10 protein-coding genes are annotated in these 18,183 nt (G+C 50.1%); 9 read left to right on the top strand and 1 reads right to left on the bottom strand.

The features are described from left to right. The first annotated feature begins 127 nt into the window (after nt 1-127). The 8 genes from scpA (at nt 128) to BLQ12_RS18680 (ending at nt 14,094) form a co-directional block, all read left to right on the top strand. Entirely contained in the window at nt 128-2,254 is a 2,127-nt protein-coding gene (gene scpA, locus BLQ12_RS18715; protein ID WP_092212926.1) for a methylmalonyl-CoA mutase, read from the top strand. 350 nt (nt 2,255-2,604) lie between these two features. After that, entirely contained in the window at nt 2,605-3,591 is a 987-nt protein-coding gene (gene meaB / locus BLQ12_RS18710; RefSeq protein WP_092212924.1) for a methylmalonyl Co-A mutase-associated GTPase MeaB, read from the top strand. Nucleotides 3,592-5,054: 1,463 nt separating this feature from the next. Beyond that, on the top strand, nt 5,055-7,334 hold the full coding sequence (locus tag BLQ12_RS18705; RefSeq protein ID WP_092212922.1) for a type I secretion system permease/ATPase: 2,280 nt from the start codon (nt 5,055-5,057) through the stop codon (nt 7,332-7,334). Further along, nucleotides 7,331-8,740, top strand: coding sequence for an HlyD family type I secretion periplasmic adaptor subunit (locus tag BLQ12_RS18700; RefSeq protein WP_092212920.1), 1,410 nt, complete (start codon nt 7,331-7,333; stop codon nt 8,738-8,740). The genes BLQ12_RS18705 and BLQ12_RS18700 overlap by 4 nt, the downstream gene beginning before the upstream one ends. Before the next feature lie 130 nt (nt 8,741-8,870). Continuing rightward, complete coding sequence (locus tag BLQ12_RS18695) at nt 8,871-9,959, top strand: Lcl C-terminal domain-containing protein (RefSeq protein WP_092212918.1); 1,089 nt, start codon at nt 8,871-8,873, stop codon at nt 9,957-9,959. Between the two features lie 14 nt (nt 9,960-9,973). After that, nucleotides 9,974-11,239 carry a hypothetical protein gene (locus tag BLQ12_RS18690; RefSeq protein WP_092212916.1) on the top strand — a complete coding sequence of 422 codons (1,266 nt, stop codon included), beginning with the start codon at nt 9,974-9,976 and terminating at the stop codon, nt 11,237-11,239. 839 nt (nt 11,240-12,078) lie between these two features. Next, complete coding sequence (locus BLQ12_RS18685; protein WP_092212914.1) at nt 12,079-13,341, top strand: hypothetical protein; 1,263 nt, start codon at nt 12,079-12,081, stop codon at nt 13,339-13,341. Nucleotides 13,342-13,875: 534 nt separating this feature from the next. Further along, nucleotides 13,876-14,094, top strand: coding sequence for a hypothetical protein (locus BLQ12_RS18680; protein ID WP_139164032.1), 219 nt, complete (start codon nt 13,876-13,878; stop codon nt 14,092-14,094). Between the two features lie 177 nt (nt 14,095-14,271). On the opposite strand, the gene BLQ12_RS18675 is transcribed toward BLQ12_RS18680, so the two are convergent. Then, nucleotides 14,272-14,718, bottom strand: coding sequence for a DUF6144 family protein (locus BLQ12_RS18675; RefSeq protein ID WP_092212910.1), 447 nt, complete (start codon nt 14,716-14,718; stop codon nt 14,272-14,274). Between the two features lie 1,313 nt (nt 14,719-16,031). Between BLQ12_RS18675 and BLQ12_RS18670 the strand changes: the two genes are divergently transcribed. Then, nucleotides 16,032-17,669 (top strand): putative Na+/H+ antiporter, encoded by a 1,638-nt coding sequence (locus BLQ12_RS18670; RefSeq protein ID WP_226860196.1) that lies wholly within the window; start codon nt 16,032-16,034, stop codon nt 17,667-17,669. The last annotated feature ends 514 nt before the right edge of the window (nt 17,670-18,183 follow it).

The following is an 18,183-nucleotide window of genomic DNA, read 5'->3' as shown; positions in this document are numbered from 1 at the left end:
TCACCAGAATACCTCTGGGATTTGACCCGAGGAACAAGGGGCAAAGTCCAGCGGAAGCCTGCTTTCAAGGTGGCTCACCTTGCCGCCGGAGGCTTTTTTCATGCTTTTTGACCATAGGAGACTCGGCATGGACAGTGGCAAGCGCCTTGAGGCGTGGCGGAAGCTGGCGGAAAAAGAACTTCGGGGCAGGTCCCTTGAGGAGCTGACCCGGACCACGCCGGAGGGGATATCCATCAAGCCTCTCTACTCTGAGGAAGACCTGGAGGGCCTGGAGTGGGCCGGCGCCATGCCGGGGTTGCCGCCCTACGTCCGGGGGCCCAAGGCCACCATGTATGCCGGGCGCCCCTGGACCATTCGCCAGTACGCGGGCTTTTCCACAGCCAAGGAGTCCAACGCCTTTTATCGTCGCAACCTGGCGGCGGGGCAGAAGGGCCTCTCCGTGGCCTTTGACCTGGCAACCCACCGGGGCTACGACTCGGATCATCCCAGGGTATCCGGCGACGTGGGCAAGGCCGGGGTGGCCGTGGATTCCGTGGAGGACATGAAGGTCCTTTTCGATGGGATCCCCCTGGACGCCATGAGTGTCTCCATGACCATGAACGGAGCGGTGCTGCCCGTGCTGGCCGGGTACATCGTGGCCGCGGAAGAGCAGGGCGTGCCCCACGACAAGCTCACCGGCACCATCCAGAATGACATCTTAAAAGAGTATCTTACCCGCAACACGTACATCTATCCTCCGGCTCCTTCCATGCGCATCGTCTCGGATATCATCGGGTTCTGTTCCGGAGAGATGCCCCGGTACAACACGGTGAGCATCAGCGGGTACCACATGATGGAGGCCGGAGCAGACTCGGTGCTTCAGTGCGCCTTTACCCTTGCCGACGGCCTGGAGTACGTCAAGGCCGCCCTTGACGCGGGTTTGGATGTGGATGCCTTTGCCCCGCGTCTTTCGTTCTTCTTCGGTATCGGCATGAATTTTTTTATGGAGATCGCCATGCTCCGGGCGGCCCGGTTTCTCTGGGCGGAGATCATGGCCCGGTTCAACCCGAAGGACCCCCGGTCCTCCATGCTGCGCACCCACTGCCAGACCTCCGGGTGGAGCCTCACGCGGCAGGATCCCTACACCAATATCATCCGCACCACCCTGGAGTGCATGTCCGCCGTCCTGGGCGGTACCCAGTCCCTTCACACCAACGCTTTCGACGAAGCCGTGGGCCTTCCCACGGAACTTTCCGCCCGGGTGGCCCGGAACACACAGATCGTGGTGCAGGAGGAGAGCGGGGTGTGCGGTGTGGTGGATCCTTTGGGAGGCTCGTACTACGTGGAATCCCTGACCAGGGAGATCGTCGAAAAGGTGCGCGGGGTCCTGGCCGAGGTGGAGGCCCTGGGCGGCATGGCCCGCGCCATTGAATCGGGCATGCCCAAGATGCGTATCGAAGAGGCCTCTGCCCGGCGTCAGGCGCGCATAGACCAGGGGCTGGATGTCATCGTCGGGGTCAACCGATACCAGGTGGAGGAGGAAGAGGAGATGGAGGTGTTGGACGTGCCCGCCGCCATCCGGGAGGAGCAGGTCCGAGGGCTCCTGGAGTTGAGGGAAAAACGGGACCCGGCTGAGGTGGACCGATGCCTTGCGGCCATCACCCGCTGCGCTGAAGGGGAGGGCAACCTTTTAGAGGCGGTGATCCCGGCCATGCGTGCCCGTGCCACCGTGGGGGAGGTCTCCGAAGCCATGGAGAAGATCTTCGGCCGATTTACCGCCACCACCCGATGCATCTCCGGGGTCTACGCCGGCGAGATGGGAGACAACGGGACCATGGCGACCCTGCGGGATCGCACCGATGCCTTTGCCGAACGCAACGGACGGCGTCCGCGCATCCTCCTCACCAAGATGGGCCAGGACGGCCACGACCGCGGCATCAAAATCATCGCCACCGCTTACGCTGACTTCGGGTTTGACGTGGATCTTTCCCCCATGTTCCAGACCCCTGAGGAGGCCGCGAAAATGGCCGTGGAAAACGACGTCCACGCCATCGGTGTTTCCTCCCTGGCCGCCGGGCACAACATACTGGTTCCGGAATTGATCCGTCACCTTGCCGACCAGGATGCCGATGACATCGTCGTTTTCGTCGGCGGCATCATTCCGCCGTCGGATTACGATCTTTTATCCAAAATGGGCGTCAAAGACGTCTTCGGCCCCGGTACCCGCGTCACCGAATCCGCCAACCGGATTCTCAACGTGTTGATGGAAGGATAAGATAAAAGGGTATTCTATCACTCTACTGTATGCTTTTTATGCGTGTTTTAGCCCGGATATTTCACGAGGCGAGTGCACCCATATTCAAGGCATCAGCTGAACCTGACGACACCTTTGTAGGGTGCATTTTAAGCACCATCTTGGAACGGTGGTGGCGCCTCAATTAAACCACCGTATTCGATATGCGTAACGCTTTCTTTTTGGTGTATGGAATGCACCCTACACATCACGGTGCTTCCATGGATGTTGGTTTTTTCTTGACGCTACGACGTGTCGAAAGCGGAGACGTGCGTTTTTTACCTTAGCCCTTGGCCTCAATTAACCATTCACCCCTTACTACTCACTATCCCATGTCTTGTTTCCCTCATCCTCCAGATTATCTCATCCAGGGCGTCCTTGCCGGAAACCGCCGTGTCCTTGCCCGGACCATCACCCTGTTCGAGAGTCGGAACCCCGACCACCTCCGGTTGGCCGCCGAGGTTTTGCAAGGCCTGGCCCCCCATGGGGGCAACGCCCTGCGCCTGGGGATCACCGGGGTTCCGGGTGTGGGAAAATCCACCCTTATCGAAGGAATGGGACTTCATCTGGTTGAGCGGGGGCATCGGGTGGCGGTGCTGGCCGTGGATCCCTCAAGTCGTCTGAGCCGGGGGAGCATCATGGGGGACAAGACCCGTATGGAGGAGTTGTCACGACGGACGGAGGCCTTTGTCCGCCCCTCTCCTTCGGGGGGAACCCTGGGCGGTGTGGCCGCACGGACCCGGGAGGCCATGGTGGCCTGTGAAGCGGCAGGGTTTGACGTCATCCTCGTGGAGACGGTGGGGGTGGGGCAGTCCGAGACCGCCGTCAAAGGCATGGTTGATTTTTTTCTTCTTCTGATGCTGGCAGGGGCCGGTGACGAACTCCAGGGAATCAAGCGGGGCATCATGGAGCTGGCCGATGTCGTGGCCATCACCAAGGCCGACGGTGAGAATCGGGAGCCCGCGGAAAGGGCCCGCAAAGCCTATGAAAACGCCTTGGGCCTGTTCCGCCTTGATCGCCATGTGCCCGTTGTCACCACCAGCGCCCTTGACGGAGAAGGGCTGGAGTACCTGTTGGGCAGCCTCTTTGAATTGTATGACGCTGACAGGGCCTCCGGGACCCTTTTTGAACGAAGAAAAAAACAGCAAGTGGCCTGGTTCTGGGAACTGGTGGAAGAAGGGCTCATGGATCGGTTTAGGCATGCCCCCATGGTGGCGTCCCTTATGGAGGAAACGGTGGCGGGGGTCGAAAAAGGGGATCTTTTCCCCGGCCACGCAGCCCGGAATCTTCTGGATCGGTTTGCCGGGCAGAAAAGGTAAGGTTTGTTGCACGAATAAAGCATACAAAAACAGCAGTATATCGAGTGCTCGATACTTTGCTCCTGCGTAATCGGTTGCGCGAGAGCCCGGTGGGTACGGCATTACCTTTGACCATCCTACAATTCACGCGGAACGCATGGCGTTGAGTTAATGCGACAATAAAGGGCTCCATAGCAAACACCCTCATCGCCCCATTTGTCTATCATCTATAAAGCCTGCAGTGGGGTGAAGAACCGGTGGCATCGTCTTCTCCCCTGTGTCGGTATGGTTGTCGTTTTTTCTGCTGGGCAACGAGATGCGGTAGTGTGAGCCGTGCGCACCGATTTTCCAGTCCCAATATGGCCTCCGTTGCAGGAAGTTTCATTGCCGTGATGGTGTTGACGATGGAGTGAGTATAGCACGACGATTTATTTTATTGCTGCGTTCCTATGGATTGAATTCAGGAATTTCGAGATTCGCAATGTACAGCTTTGGGGGAACCTGTAAGTGAAATATTGAATGTAGAATAGTTTTCTATGTAGATAAGTGTTGACAATGTGGTTGAACGCTGTTTATTGTGATTTTGCCAAAGAGGAATCGGTATTAAGTACATTTTCTTTTACGTTCCTGATGAGATAATTCATTATGTCTATAATGGTCCATAACCACAAAAGCAATTCTTACTTGCCGTTATGGGTCTTCCTTTGAATACAAATTCAATGACTATATCGATGAAAAAATAACCTTAGCCATGCCAAGGTTTGGGGACAATTTTAGGTCTTCTCTTGCCATACCCCGGGGAGGACGGATGATATCTATCTTCCCGTGTTCTATCACCAGAGTGACACCATGAAATGCCTTATTTTTGTGTCCGCATCGTGTTGTGCCTCGCCGTGCTCTGCCAGTGACGATTTTTGGCAGCCTCAGACTTGCCCTGCATACCGGTACGAATTCAGAAATATCATAATCTGCGAATTAATGTGGCGAGTCTGTTGATTGGCCAAGGCAAGTCCATGGCTTTACACACATCCATTTAACCATCGGGGAGACTCATTGGCCTTGCCGATGCGATGAAATTCGTTATACGTGTCGCGTTTTCAGCCTTTAAGCGACATGCCCGATAGATCCCTCGTTTTGATATCAGTCATATGACAGGCCAGATAAGGGCCTGCATGTAAATCGATAATTCGATATTTCCAGGTATTCAGGTACAGGCCGCATGTTGATCGTGCTGTGACTGTTTTAGCCCGGATATTTTTCGAGCCGAGTGCACCCATAATCCAAGGCCTCAGAGCTGCAGATGTAGTGGTTTACCTCAAAGCTCTGATAACGCGCACTCGGTTCCCTTGAAGGGAGAGAAAATCAAGCAAAAAACGGTCAATTACATTTTGCATTTTTTGAAATGCCTCAATTTTACTCGATAACTATCTGTGATGACATTTAATAGCTTTATATCGACTGTCTTCTCATGAAATATCAGGGTTATGTATTGTCGGGAGTCATGTGTCGTGGATGATGTGAAGGTTCAGGTTGCCAGTGTAAGCCCGAAGCATGATGGGGCTGCGAAGGAAAAAAACAAAGGTTCAGGCGTGGTGCCCGGGCCCACAGAGTTTAAATCGCCTGCAGGTGCAGAGCAGGAGCTTTCTTATAGTGACGAAGCGGTCATGGCTTTTTGCATGATGCTTGCATTTATGAAGAAACCGGTGAGTCCGGAAGCGATCAAACATGAGTTTGCGGCTTCCGGGAGTTCGTTTGGTACCGATACCCTCGTGAGGGCCGCCAAGAGGCTCAAGCTTAAGGCAAAGGTTGTCACGATAAAGCAGGACAGGCTTTCAAAATTCAATCCCCCGTTTATATGCCGCGACACGCAGTCGCGGTTTTTTATTTTCGGGGGTGCAAAGGACGGCGAAGCCCTGATCCACAGGCCGGGCCAACGGCCGGAGACCCTCTCCGAAGAAGCGCTCTGGCAAATCTGGGACGGGACCGCGGTCCTTATCACCAGTCGCTCTCGAATCGCCGGGGGAGAGAGGCGGTTTGATCTCACCTGGTTTATCCCTTCCGTTGCAAAGTACCGCAAAATTTTCGGTGAAGTCCTTATCGCCTCCCTTTTTCTTCAGCTCTTCGGCCTGGTGATGCCTTTACTCTTCCAGGTGGTCATGGACAAGGTGCTCGTGCATCAGGCGTTCAGCACCCTCCATGTGGTACTTGCCGGGTTAGTGATCATCCACCTTTTTGAGTACATCTTAGGGGGGCTGCGCTCCTTTATTTTCAGCCACACCACCAGCAAAATCGATGTGGAACTCGGGGCCCGGCTTTTTGATCACCTGTTGCGGCTGCCCCTGGCTTATTTCAGCACGCGCCAGGCCGGTCAGGTGGTGGCAAGGGTTCGGGAGCTGGAGACCATTCGTTCCTTTTTGACAGGCAACGCCTTGACGGTAGTGCTGGATCTCATCTTCAGCGTTGTGTTTATCGCCGTGATGTTTGTCTACAGCCCCCTTCTTACCTGGATTGTTTTGGGATCCATTCCTTTTTATGTCATCCTCTCTCTTTTGATTACCCCGTCCTTGAGGGCCCGCACCGAAGAGACCTTTCAGCGCGGCGCCTTGAATCAGTCCTTTCTCACCGAAGCGGTCGTGGGGATGGAGACCATCAAGTCCATGGCCGTGGAACCGCAGATGCGAAACGTCTGGGAAGACAATCTTGCCGGGTACGTCGGCGCATCGGTGAGCCGGAATGTGCTGGGTATCTTCGGCAGCCAGTCGGTTCAGTTGATCAGCAAGGTGGTGGGTGCCCTGCTTCTTTTTACCGGGGCCAAGCTCGTCATCGGTGGCGAACTTACCATCGGCGGGCTCATCGCCTTCAACATGCTCTCCGGCCAGGTCGCACAACCCATTCTTCGCCTCGCTCAACTCTGGCAGGACTTTCAGCAGTTTCGTATCTCCCTGGACCGCCTTGGGGATGTACTCAATTCGCCCCCTGAATCCAGTGTAAAGCTGGATCGCCCGGGCATGCCGCCCCTCACCGGTAAGATCGATCTTGTAAACGTCTCTTTTCGGTACACCCCGAAGAGCCCACTGGCTGTGGATGACCTTTCCCTATTAGTCACTCCGGGCCAGACCATCGGTATTGTGGGTCGCTCTGGTTCAGGCAAGTCCACCCTGACAAAGCTGGTCCAGCGACTTTACATGCCGGAGCACGGGCGGGTACTCCTGGATGGCCAGGATATTTCCCTTCTCGATCCCTCCTGGCTTCGCAGGCAAATCGGCGTGGTTCTCCAGGAGAACACCCTGTTTAACCGAAGCATTCGAGACAACATCGCCCTGGCCGATCCCGGCATGCCCATGGAACGCGTGATCCAGGCTGCACAGCTGGCAGGGGCCCATGAGTTTATTCTGGAACTTCCCTGTGGCTACGACACCTTGGTGGAAGAAAGGGGCTCCAGCCTGTCCGGAGGACAGCGGCAGCGCATCGCCATTGCACGGGCCCTCTCCACCAACCCTCGCCTGCTGATTTTTGACGAAGCCACCTCGGCCCTGGATTACGAGTCCGAAGAGATTATCCAGAACAACATGAAGCATATCGCACGGGGACGCACCGTCCTTATCATTGCTCATCGCCTGACGGCCGTAAGGCATGCGGATCGCATTATCACCATGGAAAATGGACGGCTCATCGAATCCGGCACCCACAGCGAACTCCTGGTCCGTGGCGGTCGCTATTCTGAACTCTGGAAACGACAGGAGAGCGGAGGAAAAGCAGCATGATGAGCTGGATCCGTATTTTCAGGGAGGCGGTTCGCCTGGAAAAAGAGAAAGAGCAGACTCCTCGGGAAGGGTTTGAGGTGGAGTTCCTGCCCGCTGCCGTTGAAATCCCGGTCTCACCGGCGGGTCGAGCGGTGGCCTTGAGCTTGTGCGCGCTTTTTGTCCTTGTGTTGCTTCTCTGCATTTTCGGCAGGATGAACATCGAAGCCGTTGCCCGGGGCAAATTAATTCCCCTGGGACATATCAAAAAGGTAGAGAGCCTGGACATGGCCAAGGTGGAAAGTATCCTCGTGGAAGAGGGGCAATATGTGGAAAATGGCCAGGAGCTGATCCGGCTGGACCCCACGGAACGTACCAGTGACCTGGAGCAGGTAACCCAGGAATATCTTCAAGACCTCCTCATCAGCTGTCGGGCCGAAGAGGTGCTTAAAGCATTGAGGTCAGGCCTTCCGGTCCGCAGCACCGGCCTAAGGGAGGCCGTGAGACAGGTTGCGTTTTCAGACGGGATCCCCGAAGAGGAGATTCGTCTGCACCAGGTGCTGTGCAATCGCCAGGTGGGACAGTATACAGCCCAGGTGGACGACTACAAAGAGCAGATTAAAACCTATCAAGCTGAAACCGTCTCAGCCCGCGCCCGTGTCAAAAAGCTCGCAACCCTTCTGCCGCTGTATCTGGAAGAGGAGCAGGTGAACCGTAAACTTGAGGACGCCCGGCTGATCGATCATATGGAGTGGCTGCGGAGCAAAGAGACACTGGTCAATACCCGCGAGCAGCTGGCCGTTGAAGAGAGCACCATCAACCGGTGCATGGCTGAAATCAGCGCCCTGGAGAAACGAAAAACCTCATTTTGTGAATCCTTTCTCTCCGATCGCCTTACCGAACTCACCGAAGCCCGCGCCCGGGCCGCCAGGCTTCGTCCGGCCATTGTCAAAGCCCGGGAACGGGAAAAGAATTTTATCCTCACAGCCCCTGTGGCAGGCATCGTCCAGCAACTCCAGGTCCATACCGTCGGGGCCGTGGTGCAACCCGCTGTGCCTCTCTTGACCATTGTGCCAGAGGATACGCGCCTCGAAGTGGAAGCCATGGTGGAAAACAAGGATATTGGGTTCATCAAGAACGGCCAGGCCGTGAAGGTCAAAGTGGACAGCTTCCCTTACACCAAATTCGGCATGATCGAAGGCACCGTGAGGCATATCTCCATGGACGCAGAGGAGTTTGAAGACGGCCGGATCCTCTTTCCAGTCAAGGTCTCGATGGAGAAGCAACATGTTCAGGTCGAGGGGAGACCGGTGCGCCTTTCTCCAGACATGAGTGTCACGGCCGAAGTAAAAACCGGCAAACGCCGGGTTATTGAGTTTTTTCTGACTCCCTTTTTAAGGGGGCTGGATGAGAGTTTGAAGGAAAGGTAATGGGAAGTCCTATTAAACGGAATAGCAGTGTTTTGGCTAATTGAGTGTTGTGGTTTTTAAGGTTTTTTATTTGACCCGCTACTGCTAACTAATCTTTAATGAATCATATCGAAAAAATGAGTAAAATCAAATGAATAGAATTGTGAAATTGTCGATGGTCATATTTTTTTTATCTATCTGTTCGTGTCGACAAGAGAAAGCCGAAGGCCCTGATTATTATGTCATTCCAGTCGTTGATACCGGTGTAGAGGTGCATCTTTACGAAATGATGGGAATTAAAAAAGAGTATTTAAGCGAAAAAACCAAGAGAGGAAAAGAAGACGCTGATTATAATTATGATTCTAATCAGCCTTCCTATACAAAGTTAAATTCGGAAGGAGCCTCTCTCCCTGATTCTACTGAGAAATGGGCTCTTATCAGGGATAATATAACAGGCCGAGTTTGGGAGGCTAAAACAGCCGATGGATCCATTCATGACCGAAATACTTTTTTTACCTTTGAAGAAGCGCAAGATCATGTTGATTGGCTAAATAGTATTAAATATGGCGGTTTCTCAAATTGGCGAATTCCCAACCTCAAGGAGTTGTCTTCAATCATACATTTCGAAAAAAAATTTCCTTCGAGTAATACGGATTATTTTAAAAATCAATATTCATCTTTCTATTGGTCATCCACTGAATGTGTTGATGATAATCGGTTTGCTTGGGGCATTTTATTCCAAAGAGGCGTTGCACTAAACCATTTTAAAAAGGTGCGTTATTGTTTTCGGGCAGTTTGTATTGAAAACGAGGCTTTTGAGCATGTGAAGCTATTCGGTGATCAGACAATACGATTTAAAGACAATGGAGACGGAACAGTTACAGATTATTCAACCGGTCTTATGTGGCAAAAGGATTGTTCGAAAAATAAAACCGGTGAGAAGAAAAAAAATAAATTTAAATGGCACGATGCAAGAGTATTTAGTGAAGAATCTGATTATGCGGGCTATACAGATTGGAGACTTCCTAATATTAAAGAACTTATATCCATTGTTGATTATAGAAAAGAATATCCCGCTATATATAGTATTTTTAATGATACCATTGATAATGGTGATTTTATGTCGTCAACTCCCAACGGTAAAAGCCAATGCCCATATATTCTTCCCTTGAAAAATGGTGACTTTGATATAGCCGGCACTCCGTCATATATACGCCTCGTAAGAAATTTTACTGAATAATAAGTGAGGATAGAATGCATCTGCTTTGCGGCATGTTCTGTGTGGTATCAGTGATTTTTATTCAATGGATTTATTTGCTTGTTATGGGCCTGTTGGTGGGATTGCTTTGTGTTGCCATTTTTATGCCTTTTTATGCACGAATTAAAAGATCTATATCTTGTGCGTTGATTAACAATGGCGTGGCAAGAAGATCTGAATATCAAGACATTAATAAACCATCATATGGCAGACCGATAATATTAAAACAAGGGCTAATATTTCTTTCTAAGAATAAAATAAAGATGGTTTTTTGGCCGTTGTGCGTTGTTTGTGTCGTTAATGTTATAATTTATAATTCTCAACGTAACGAATGGATACGTAAGGACGCTCACCATACTATAGCGCGTGAATATTTTGTGGCGGGGCAAGTTGTCAATGCTTTCCGCAGTATGACCGTACGGTTTGTACATCCTGAAAATAAATTACTATATCCGTACAATCTTTTGCAGGAAATAATTTTTAACCGTGGTGTTAGATATTTACCGGCTAATGACGGTGAGGCTGGGGTTTGGGTCGATCTTTGGTTTGTGGGTACTTATTCGCGCTCTTTTTATTTGACTCGAGATGAATCAGGGACCGGGAAAACTCCTCATGATATGATTCGATTAATAGATTTGTCATGGTATTCGATCAATAAGTGTATGACGAATTCTTTTGAAAGTAAAAAAATGGAAGAAGTCCATTTCATGAGGAATATCCCGAGAATGTTATTTTACTATAGTCTTTATAAAAACTATAGCATTGGGATAATCTTCGGGTCTCGTGAAAGCGCATTGTCTGATGAGGTTTTGAACTATCGGATCAATAAGATTGCAAAATGGACAGGCCAGATTCGGATAGCATGGAATAATTCAGAGTATATGAAGGTCAATATTGATCAACATCCCAAGTTAGAAGCAACATTGAGTATTGTTGAGTTGCTTCAATTAAGAGATATTATTTATAAACAAATAAGAGACGGAGTTTTTGACTGTTCTGATACCTCAGTTCTCAAATATAAAGAAATTATGGAAGACCTGATTCTTAATCCAAAATCCTCTCTAAGGAAAGTTAAGAACCGCACACAAAGGAAGCGCCTTTTTGTGTTGGCTATGAAGCCATATGCTGCAGACTTTTTGAATGACTATGTATTGAAGAAACACTGTGGATATCCGATCCATAGATCTATTCTGGATATCAATCGTTTGTCTTTAAAAGAACTCCAATATAATTTTAAAGCAGAAATTGAAAAGTTGAATTAAAGATAGGATTATGGAACCTATGATTATACTAAAGTAGTAAAGCTATGGTTGCCAACAATTTGGAATCACAATTATTGATTGCATCGCGGAAATATAAGCATGGTGTTATGGTTGGTGAAGGAAAGTTGCTAAAACTTAAATGCCTCTTTATGCCGATGTGTTGACTTATACTCTGTCGAATTGTTGCGTGTTAAAGAAGCTTTAAAGTCTCTACTTTGTTTGTATTTAGCATTTTGACTGACAGAACTGTGGCTAAATGCGAGAAAAGTAAGCCTCTCATTGTATCTGTGAAGCTGGTTTGTGTATCAATACTTTCTTATTGAAAAGGAGTGGACATGAGTGCAACAGAAAATGAAACGAATTCGATCGAGAGAGTTGTTCACGAGAATCTGAGTGTTTATGACGGTATCATAGGAAAAGGGGTCGCGTCTTGACATTTGACAACTCCGAGGCAGCTCTGTAATCACGGAAGTACTCGTTGATTTTCGTGATTAGAGATCTGGTTCTGACGTTTACCATTTCATTGGGAATGATTATGGAAACAGGCTCGTGGCGTGAAGCATTGCATCCGTTAAGGTCGGGGTAATTGTTCTTAGCATTCTTTTGCTGGCTGCAGCAGCGATTGCTGGTGAGAAGGATGCGTAGCTCCATGGGTTGGTAATAAAAACCGGTAAACGCCGGCTCATTGAGTTCTTTCTGACGTCTTTTTAGGGGGGTGGGGGAGAGTTTAAAAGGAAATAACCGGTGTTTATGCTCCGTTTTTGAATGATTCAGAAGGTAATCGCAGAGTCGGGTAATGATTTTTTTCCATTGTCTAAATGGGCATCGAAAGGCGGGGTATGAATTTTGGCGGAATTCATTTTTTCGTGAGTCTTTTACTTCTTGCCGGTTGTGTGTGTGTAACTGTGAGCATGCTCTATTTGGGCTACCTAATAACTTTGTTGCTACGCACTGTCTTGTATAAGGCTCGCTATTCTGTTGCGGAAAAGAATTGGATCCAAGGCTCAGGGCCTGCTCCGCAAGACGTTTTGAGCCGCCCCTCATGGCACTGCCGCAATGGTCAGCTGGCCAAAAAATTCTTTATTGTGTGCATGGCTTTTTTAAGTCTGATTTATGTCTACCAGCGTTCTCAATGGATGCGTAACGGTAATGCCTACTATGAGGCAAGAGAGTACTGGGTGGTAGGGCAGGTTGTTAATTACCATCGCATGGTGTTGGGGCAGTATCTTCATCCTGAAAATCCTATGCATTATCCATACACTCTTTTTTTGAAAGCTGTTTACAGGATGGGGGTGAAGTATCTCCCGGAAAACGATGGGGAAAGATATGTCTGGATGAATCAATGGTTTTTATACCATTACACAAGGAAAAAAGACCGCCCTTATTTTGTGACGGATAAGAGATACGAACCCAAAATGGTCACATTGCTTGATGCCTGCTGGTCTTCACTGGAAGGTATGGCCTCTAACGAGTACCAGGACAAGCGGATGATTCGCCAGTACGCCTTGGGATACCCAAATCTTGCGTCTTATTATTCAATTCTGCAGAGTCATTATACTGGAAAATTATTTGGCGGGGGGACTTTAAGGCGAAAAGATCCTGTGTTGATGGGTAAGTTGTACGAATTGTTCGTTTGGCTGGATAATGTTGAGAGTGTTTGGGCTGAGAATGGCTATGAAGATGAAGTGAAGGGAAGGTACAGTTGGGTGTCGGCATGCAGGCAGGATGCTCTCATGAATATCCTTCAAAACCTCTCACTTTCATTGGCTATCACTGGAGAGTTCCGTTGTGATCATCCCCTGGTGGAAAGGCTGTATGAAGAATACTTGAATGCCATGTCCGATGACCCGGAACGAAATACGTTTCTACAATACAAGAAAAGAAACGTAAAACAAGCCAAACTTCTTTATAAAAGCGCTGTTTATGGGGCCATTGGATCTTCAGGGTATTATCTTCTAAAGCATATGTGTGGGCGTGAATTTCCAGAAGAAAAATATGTTGTGGTTAGTAGGCAAGGCCACTCTTGTAATTTTAAAACGAAAAGGTCAATAGAATTTGTTTATCGTGAAGAATTGATGAATATAATTGAGGCGGCGAGATGAGTGAAAAGGGGGCACGTCTTGATATTTTACAAATCAGAGGCAGCTCTTTTATCACGGAAGTACTCGTTGCTTTTCGTGATTAGAGAGCTGGTTCTTACGATTATCATTTTATTGGGAATGATTATGGAAACAGGATCGCGGCGTGAAGCAGTGCACCAGTTAAGGTTGGGGTAATTGTTCCGAGCATTTTTTTGCTGGCTGCAGCAGCGATTGCAGGCGAGAAGGGTGGACAGTCCTTTGGGGGCAAATGATTGTGCCAAGTGCTTAGTGAGCAAACCAATTCTTCAGGTCGAAGACGTCTGGCTCTTTTGTTTCTTGAGTTGATCGTCACAATGGGGGGATCGGAAAATGAGGGGTGTATTGAGTTGCTGCTCAAAATAAAGGTGTTGAATTTGAACATTTTTTCTTTTTGTCGAATGTCAAGACGCGACCCTCATTTTTCTAATCCACACATTGACCGGTGAGGTCAACAGCGCCTTTGATCAGCTGGCGTACCTGTCAAAATCCTGTGAAACCAATGACCGTCTGCTTAAAATGGTTCTTGCGCGATTTAACGCAGGCAGGACCAACAGCGACGAGGTGTTAAACAGAGAAGAGGACGCCATTGAAGCCAAAGAGGACAGGCTGGACGGATTTGTGCAGCTTCAAAAATCCATGGTGGAACTGCGTGCAGCCGAAGGTCGCCTTCTGGTTCAATACGTGGGAGACCCGGGGACTGGATTGGTGGGGGACCAAGTGGCTCATGCCGAGTGACCTCAAACATCCCGATCTGCCTTGTGGCAGGATGGGTGTTGCTCTTGCATCGGGGCACCGGGATACGGACGGTATACCGTTGCACCGGTTTTTTGGCAACAACCCATCGATGGACGGCCTTGGGTGCTGTTATTGTATCAGTGCGCCCCCTTCACCATGACGATGTAATCCTAAAATTCAATCGTCCCGGATCATGACCGTGAACTCACAAATATCATCGCCGTTTCCAATGGATTGTTTGATATGGACGTCAGCTTTTTTACATGTGACGTGTGAGAAAACCCTTTCAATCATGCCCTTTGAGCACAAACACTGAATAGGAGTAAGCTGAACAAAGCCCGACCGAACCAATGGGCAGCCGCATTCATGGAACGTTCCCGTGATGCAATCACCATGCATGACCCACTTTCCCTGAAGATTTTTCGATTCCCTGACGGTGTTCCAGCCAGTGATTAGATCCTCAAGAGAACCCACAGGATGATTCAACACGCTCTCACACAAGGCCAGTATGTCAGAGGAACATCCAACACCCGCCTCACGCATAACCATTAAACGGTCTTTTTTACTGAGTTGATTTATGGCCGTCTGCAAGCTTCCAACCCAACGTCTATTCTTTTCAATCATTTAAAGATTACCCTTCATAATACTGACGCATAAACAACCGGCATCACAACGCCGCATGGCGAGAAACGAGTGGAATCTTTCGTGACGCCTGAGAGCGTTCTGGTTTTTACACCCGGTATGGCCTGGCTTTTGCGGCGATCCGTATGTTTAATGACGGGACAGCCTCTGGACAAAAAGAACCCAGGTGATCATTGAACGGCTTAACATACGGGCTTTTGCAGGGCAAGGCTGGCGACATCAGCCGGCAAGGGCTTCGACGTCGCTTGAGGAGCGGTTTGGGTTGACAGGCCCTATGGCACTGTAGCTGTTCTGTCTTATGATGAGCGGTGAGATGTCTGCCGCCTTGCAGTCCTGCTGTGGCCGTTATTACAGCAGAAAGGATAGAGCAGGCATCGATTACGCTGCAACGGGGGGGGGCTCCATCCTTATTAATAACTGTGGTGACCATCGAACCGGAAGGGGGAATGCGTGGCAGGGCTTCCCGATGGCACATTCGCCTGTGCGTTGTCTGTTCCGGGGTTAGCCGATGTCGATGCATGAAACGTGGCCTGCCGGGGAATATTTGTCGTGTTTCTATGCGTAGGAATGAGATAAATTATTTTGATGTAACCGTCCAATTTTTTTTAAGTAAACGGCCGGGGCTTTTCTTTCCCCTTTCGTGGATTTGGCGGCGCTTGATGTCGTCGGTGGCTGAAAACAACATTAAAATCTGGACATGAAACGTTGTTTTTATTGGGGCGCGTTTTTTGGAGTTTCCCGAAATCAGAAGGTTTTATCGTATTTGTCCTTCATGGGCCGGGAAAAAAGGTTCAGGAAGGGGCTTGCTTTTTTGGAAGATTCTTGAGAGTTCCAATAAGTCACGAGCCTTAGCACCTGGTATTTCGGGTGCTGCCGACAGTGATGGTAACTCTGCACTGTGCTCGTTCCCGGAGCAGTATGACTCGACGTGTTACAGGTTCAGGAAATAGATTTTCAAGACGCATGGACTGTCTTTTGCGATTATAAAGGCGCTCCATGTTCTTTTTGAAGCCGAGGATTATCATAGTCCAATGAGAATCCCTCGGTCCTTTGGCGTGTTTAAGGTTTGTTTCCTCTTTTGAAATATTTTCGCAGTCTGTCGTGGAGTAAATGTTATGGAGAAAAGAAAGCTATTAAGTATCGTTTTGTTTTCGCTTGGAATTGTGGCTATGGCCTCACTGGTTTACGCCAGTGGGGGAGGGCATGGCGCGCCAAGTGGAGATGTTTTCCCGAGAGCCCTTGATTCTTACGGGGACGCTCATGCCTCTGGCATTTTAGAGATTCTAAAGGACCGAGTGGTCGAGGAACCCTTTAACCTGGTGGCGAGCCTCATCTTCCTCTTTGCCATCATTCACACCTTTGTTGCCAACAAGTTTCTTGCCATAGCCCACAAGTGGGAACATGAACATCAGGCAAAGATTGAGCGTGGGGACGCGAATAAGTATTCCGTGAGCCATGGGGCCGAGCTGTTTCACTTTCTTGGGGAAGTGGAGGCTATTTTCGGCATCTGGGCCATTGCCCTTGCTGTGTCCATTCTCGGGTTTTACGATTGGCACACTCTTCTGAACTACCTCGGTCATAAGGTCAATTTCACGGAGCCCATGTTCGTCGTGGTCATCATGACCCTGGCCTCCACGCGGCCTATTCTGAAACTGGCCGAAGGGGCCATGTGGAAGATCGCCAACCTTGCCGGCGGAACCCTCATCGCCTGGTGGTTTACCATCCTTACCTTCGGTCCCCTTCTTGGGTCCTTCATCACCGAGCCTGCCGCCATGACCATCTCGGCGCTTCTTCTTTCCGCAAAATTCTACGATCTGAACCCCAGCGAGAAGTTTAAGTATGCCACCATCGGCCTGCTGTTCGTGAACATCTCCGTGGGCGGTACCCTGACCCATTTTGCGGCGCCTCCGGTCCTTATGGTTGCGAGTCCCTGGGATTGGGGCATGATGCATATGCTGACCAATTTCGGATGGAAAGCCTTGACCGGTATCCTGATTTCCAACGTGGTCTACTTCCTGCTTTTCAAAAAAGAGTTCAATAAGCTGCAGGAAAAATTTGAGCTTACGAGCCTCAAGGAGGAGATCGGTAAAAGATATTTTACCCGGGAAAACCTTGAGCAGGAGTTCAGCGACCTGGAACACATCATCAGCAACAAGCTTGGGTTCACCGAGTCCTTCAACGAGGCGTGCAGCCGGATTAAGGAAAGGACCCGCACCCGGCTTCGTGAGGAGCTGGCAGAACGCATTGAACGCAGGGGCACCGATCCCGAACTGGTGAGGGAGGCCTTTAACGAGCGCTTTGAAGAGATCAAGCGCCGCGAGATGCGAAAGACCATTCCCGGCCTCATGCCCCACAACGAGCGTGCGAACTTCTACGATCCCGAATGGGACAAGCGTGATGATCCCGTCCCCATCTGGGTGATCGTCGTCCATGTCCTCTTCATGGTCTGGACCATTCTCAACGCCCACTACCCGGCGCTGTTTGTCTGCGGCATGCTTTTCTTCCTGGGCTTTGCTCAGGTGACCTCGCCTTTCCAGAACCGCATCGACCTGAAGCCCGCACTTCTTGTTGGTTTCTTCCTCGGCGGTCTGGTCATCCACGGCGGCGTTCAGGGATGGTGGATCGCCCCTGTCCTCGGCAACCTGGGTGAACTCACCCTGATGATCTGCGCCACCGTACTCACGGCGTTTAACGACAACGCGGCCATTACCTTTCTGAGTACGCTGGTACCCAACTTCACCGATCCGCTCAAGTACGCGGTGGTGGCCGGTGCCGTTGCCGGTGGCGGTATGACCGTTATCGCCAACGCCCCGAACCCCGCGGGCCAGGCCATTTTGAAGAAGTACTTCAAAAACGGCGTGAACCCCGGCAAGCTTGCCATGGCGGCCTTTTTTCCCACGGTTGTGGTGGTGCTCGCCTTTCTGCTTCTGTAGACTGGGGGCAAAGGCTTACAAAGCCGTCTGCATAATAAACGGGCCCTTTTGCGAATAAGGGCCCGCACATAAGATACGGTATAAAAAAAAGCGCTTTTCATCTTCGTGGATGGGAAGCGCTTTTTTTGTCTGGCTGGCCCATCTCCCGACCTGCATCAGGGTATTTGTCGCCTTGTCCTATGGTAGGGTTCGCTGTGCGCACCGAATGTTTTGGTAAATGCAGACGTTTTGTCTCCATTCCGACGCGTTGCCCGAGCATGGCTTTTGGGATGCAGTATATGACCATAAAGGTTCAAGGATGGTTGGTTCCCGGTAGGATGGGCTAAGCCCGAGGCGTGCCCATCATTATGCCCAATAAAATAAATATAGCACTACTGTCCAAAATAGCCTCTCAAAGAATAATTTTCTTCGAGAGGCCCCTGTGATTAGTAGATGTTGTTCAATTCTTGAAAAACAGGTCCCATTATTTTGCCTGCTGTCCAACTCACGTAAATGGGAGCATTAACTGTACTGA

The sequence above is a fragment of the Desulfoluna spongiiphila genome (assembly GCF_900101345.1).
Taxonomy (GTDB): domain Bacteria; phylum Desulfobacterota; class Desulfobacteria; order Desulfobacterales; family Desulfolunaceae; genus Desulfoluna; species Desulfoluna spongiiphila.
This window is presented reverse-complemented; position numbering and strand designations above follow the sequence as displayed.

Coding starts and splice junctions, on each gene's coding strand:
- scpA (WP_092212926.1), top strand. CDS start 128: ATGGACAGTGGCAAGCGCCTTGAGGCGTGGCGGAAGCTGGCGGAAAAA.
- meaB (WP_092212924.1), top strand. CDS start 2,605: ATGTCTTGTTTCCCTCATCCTCCAGATTATCTCATCCAGGGCGTCCTT.
- BLQ12_RS18705 (WP_092212922.1), top strand. CDS start 5,055: ATGTATTGTCGGGAGTCATGTGTCGTGGATGATGTGAAGGTTCAGGTT.
- BLQ12_RS18700 (WP_092212920.1), top strand. CDS start 7,331: ATGATGAGCTGGATCCGTATTTTCAGGGAGGCGGTTCGCCTGGAAAAA.
- BLQ12_RS18695 (WP_092212918.1), top strand. CDS start 8,871: ATGAATAGAATTGTGAAATTGTCGATGGTCATATTTTTTTTATCTATC.
- BLQ12_RS18690 (WP_092212916.1), top strand. CDS start 9,974: ATGCATCTGCTTTGCGGCATGTTCTGTGTGGTATCAGTGATTTTTATT.
- BLQ12_RS18685 (WP_092212914.1), top strand. CDS start 12,079: ATGAATTTTGGCGGAATTCATTTTTTCGTGAGTCTTTTACTTCTTGCC.
- BLQ12_RS18680 (WP_139164032.1), top strand. CDS start 13,876: ATGGTTCTTGCGCGATTTAACGCAGGCAGGACCAACAGCGACGAGGTG.
- BLQ12_RS18675 (WP_092212910.1), bottom strand. CDS start 14,718: ATGATTGAAAAGAATAGACGTTGGGTTGGAAGCTTGCAGACGGCCATA.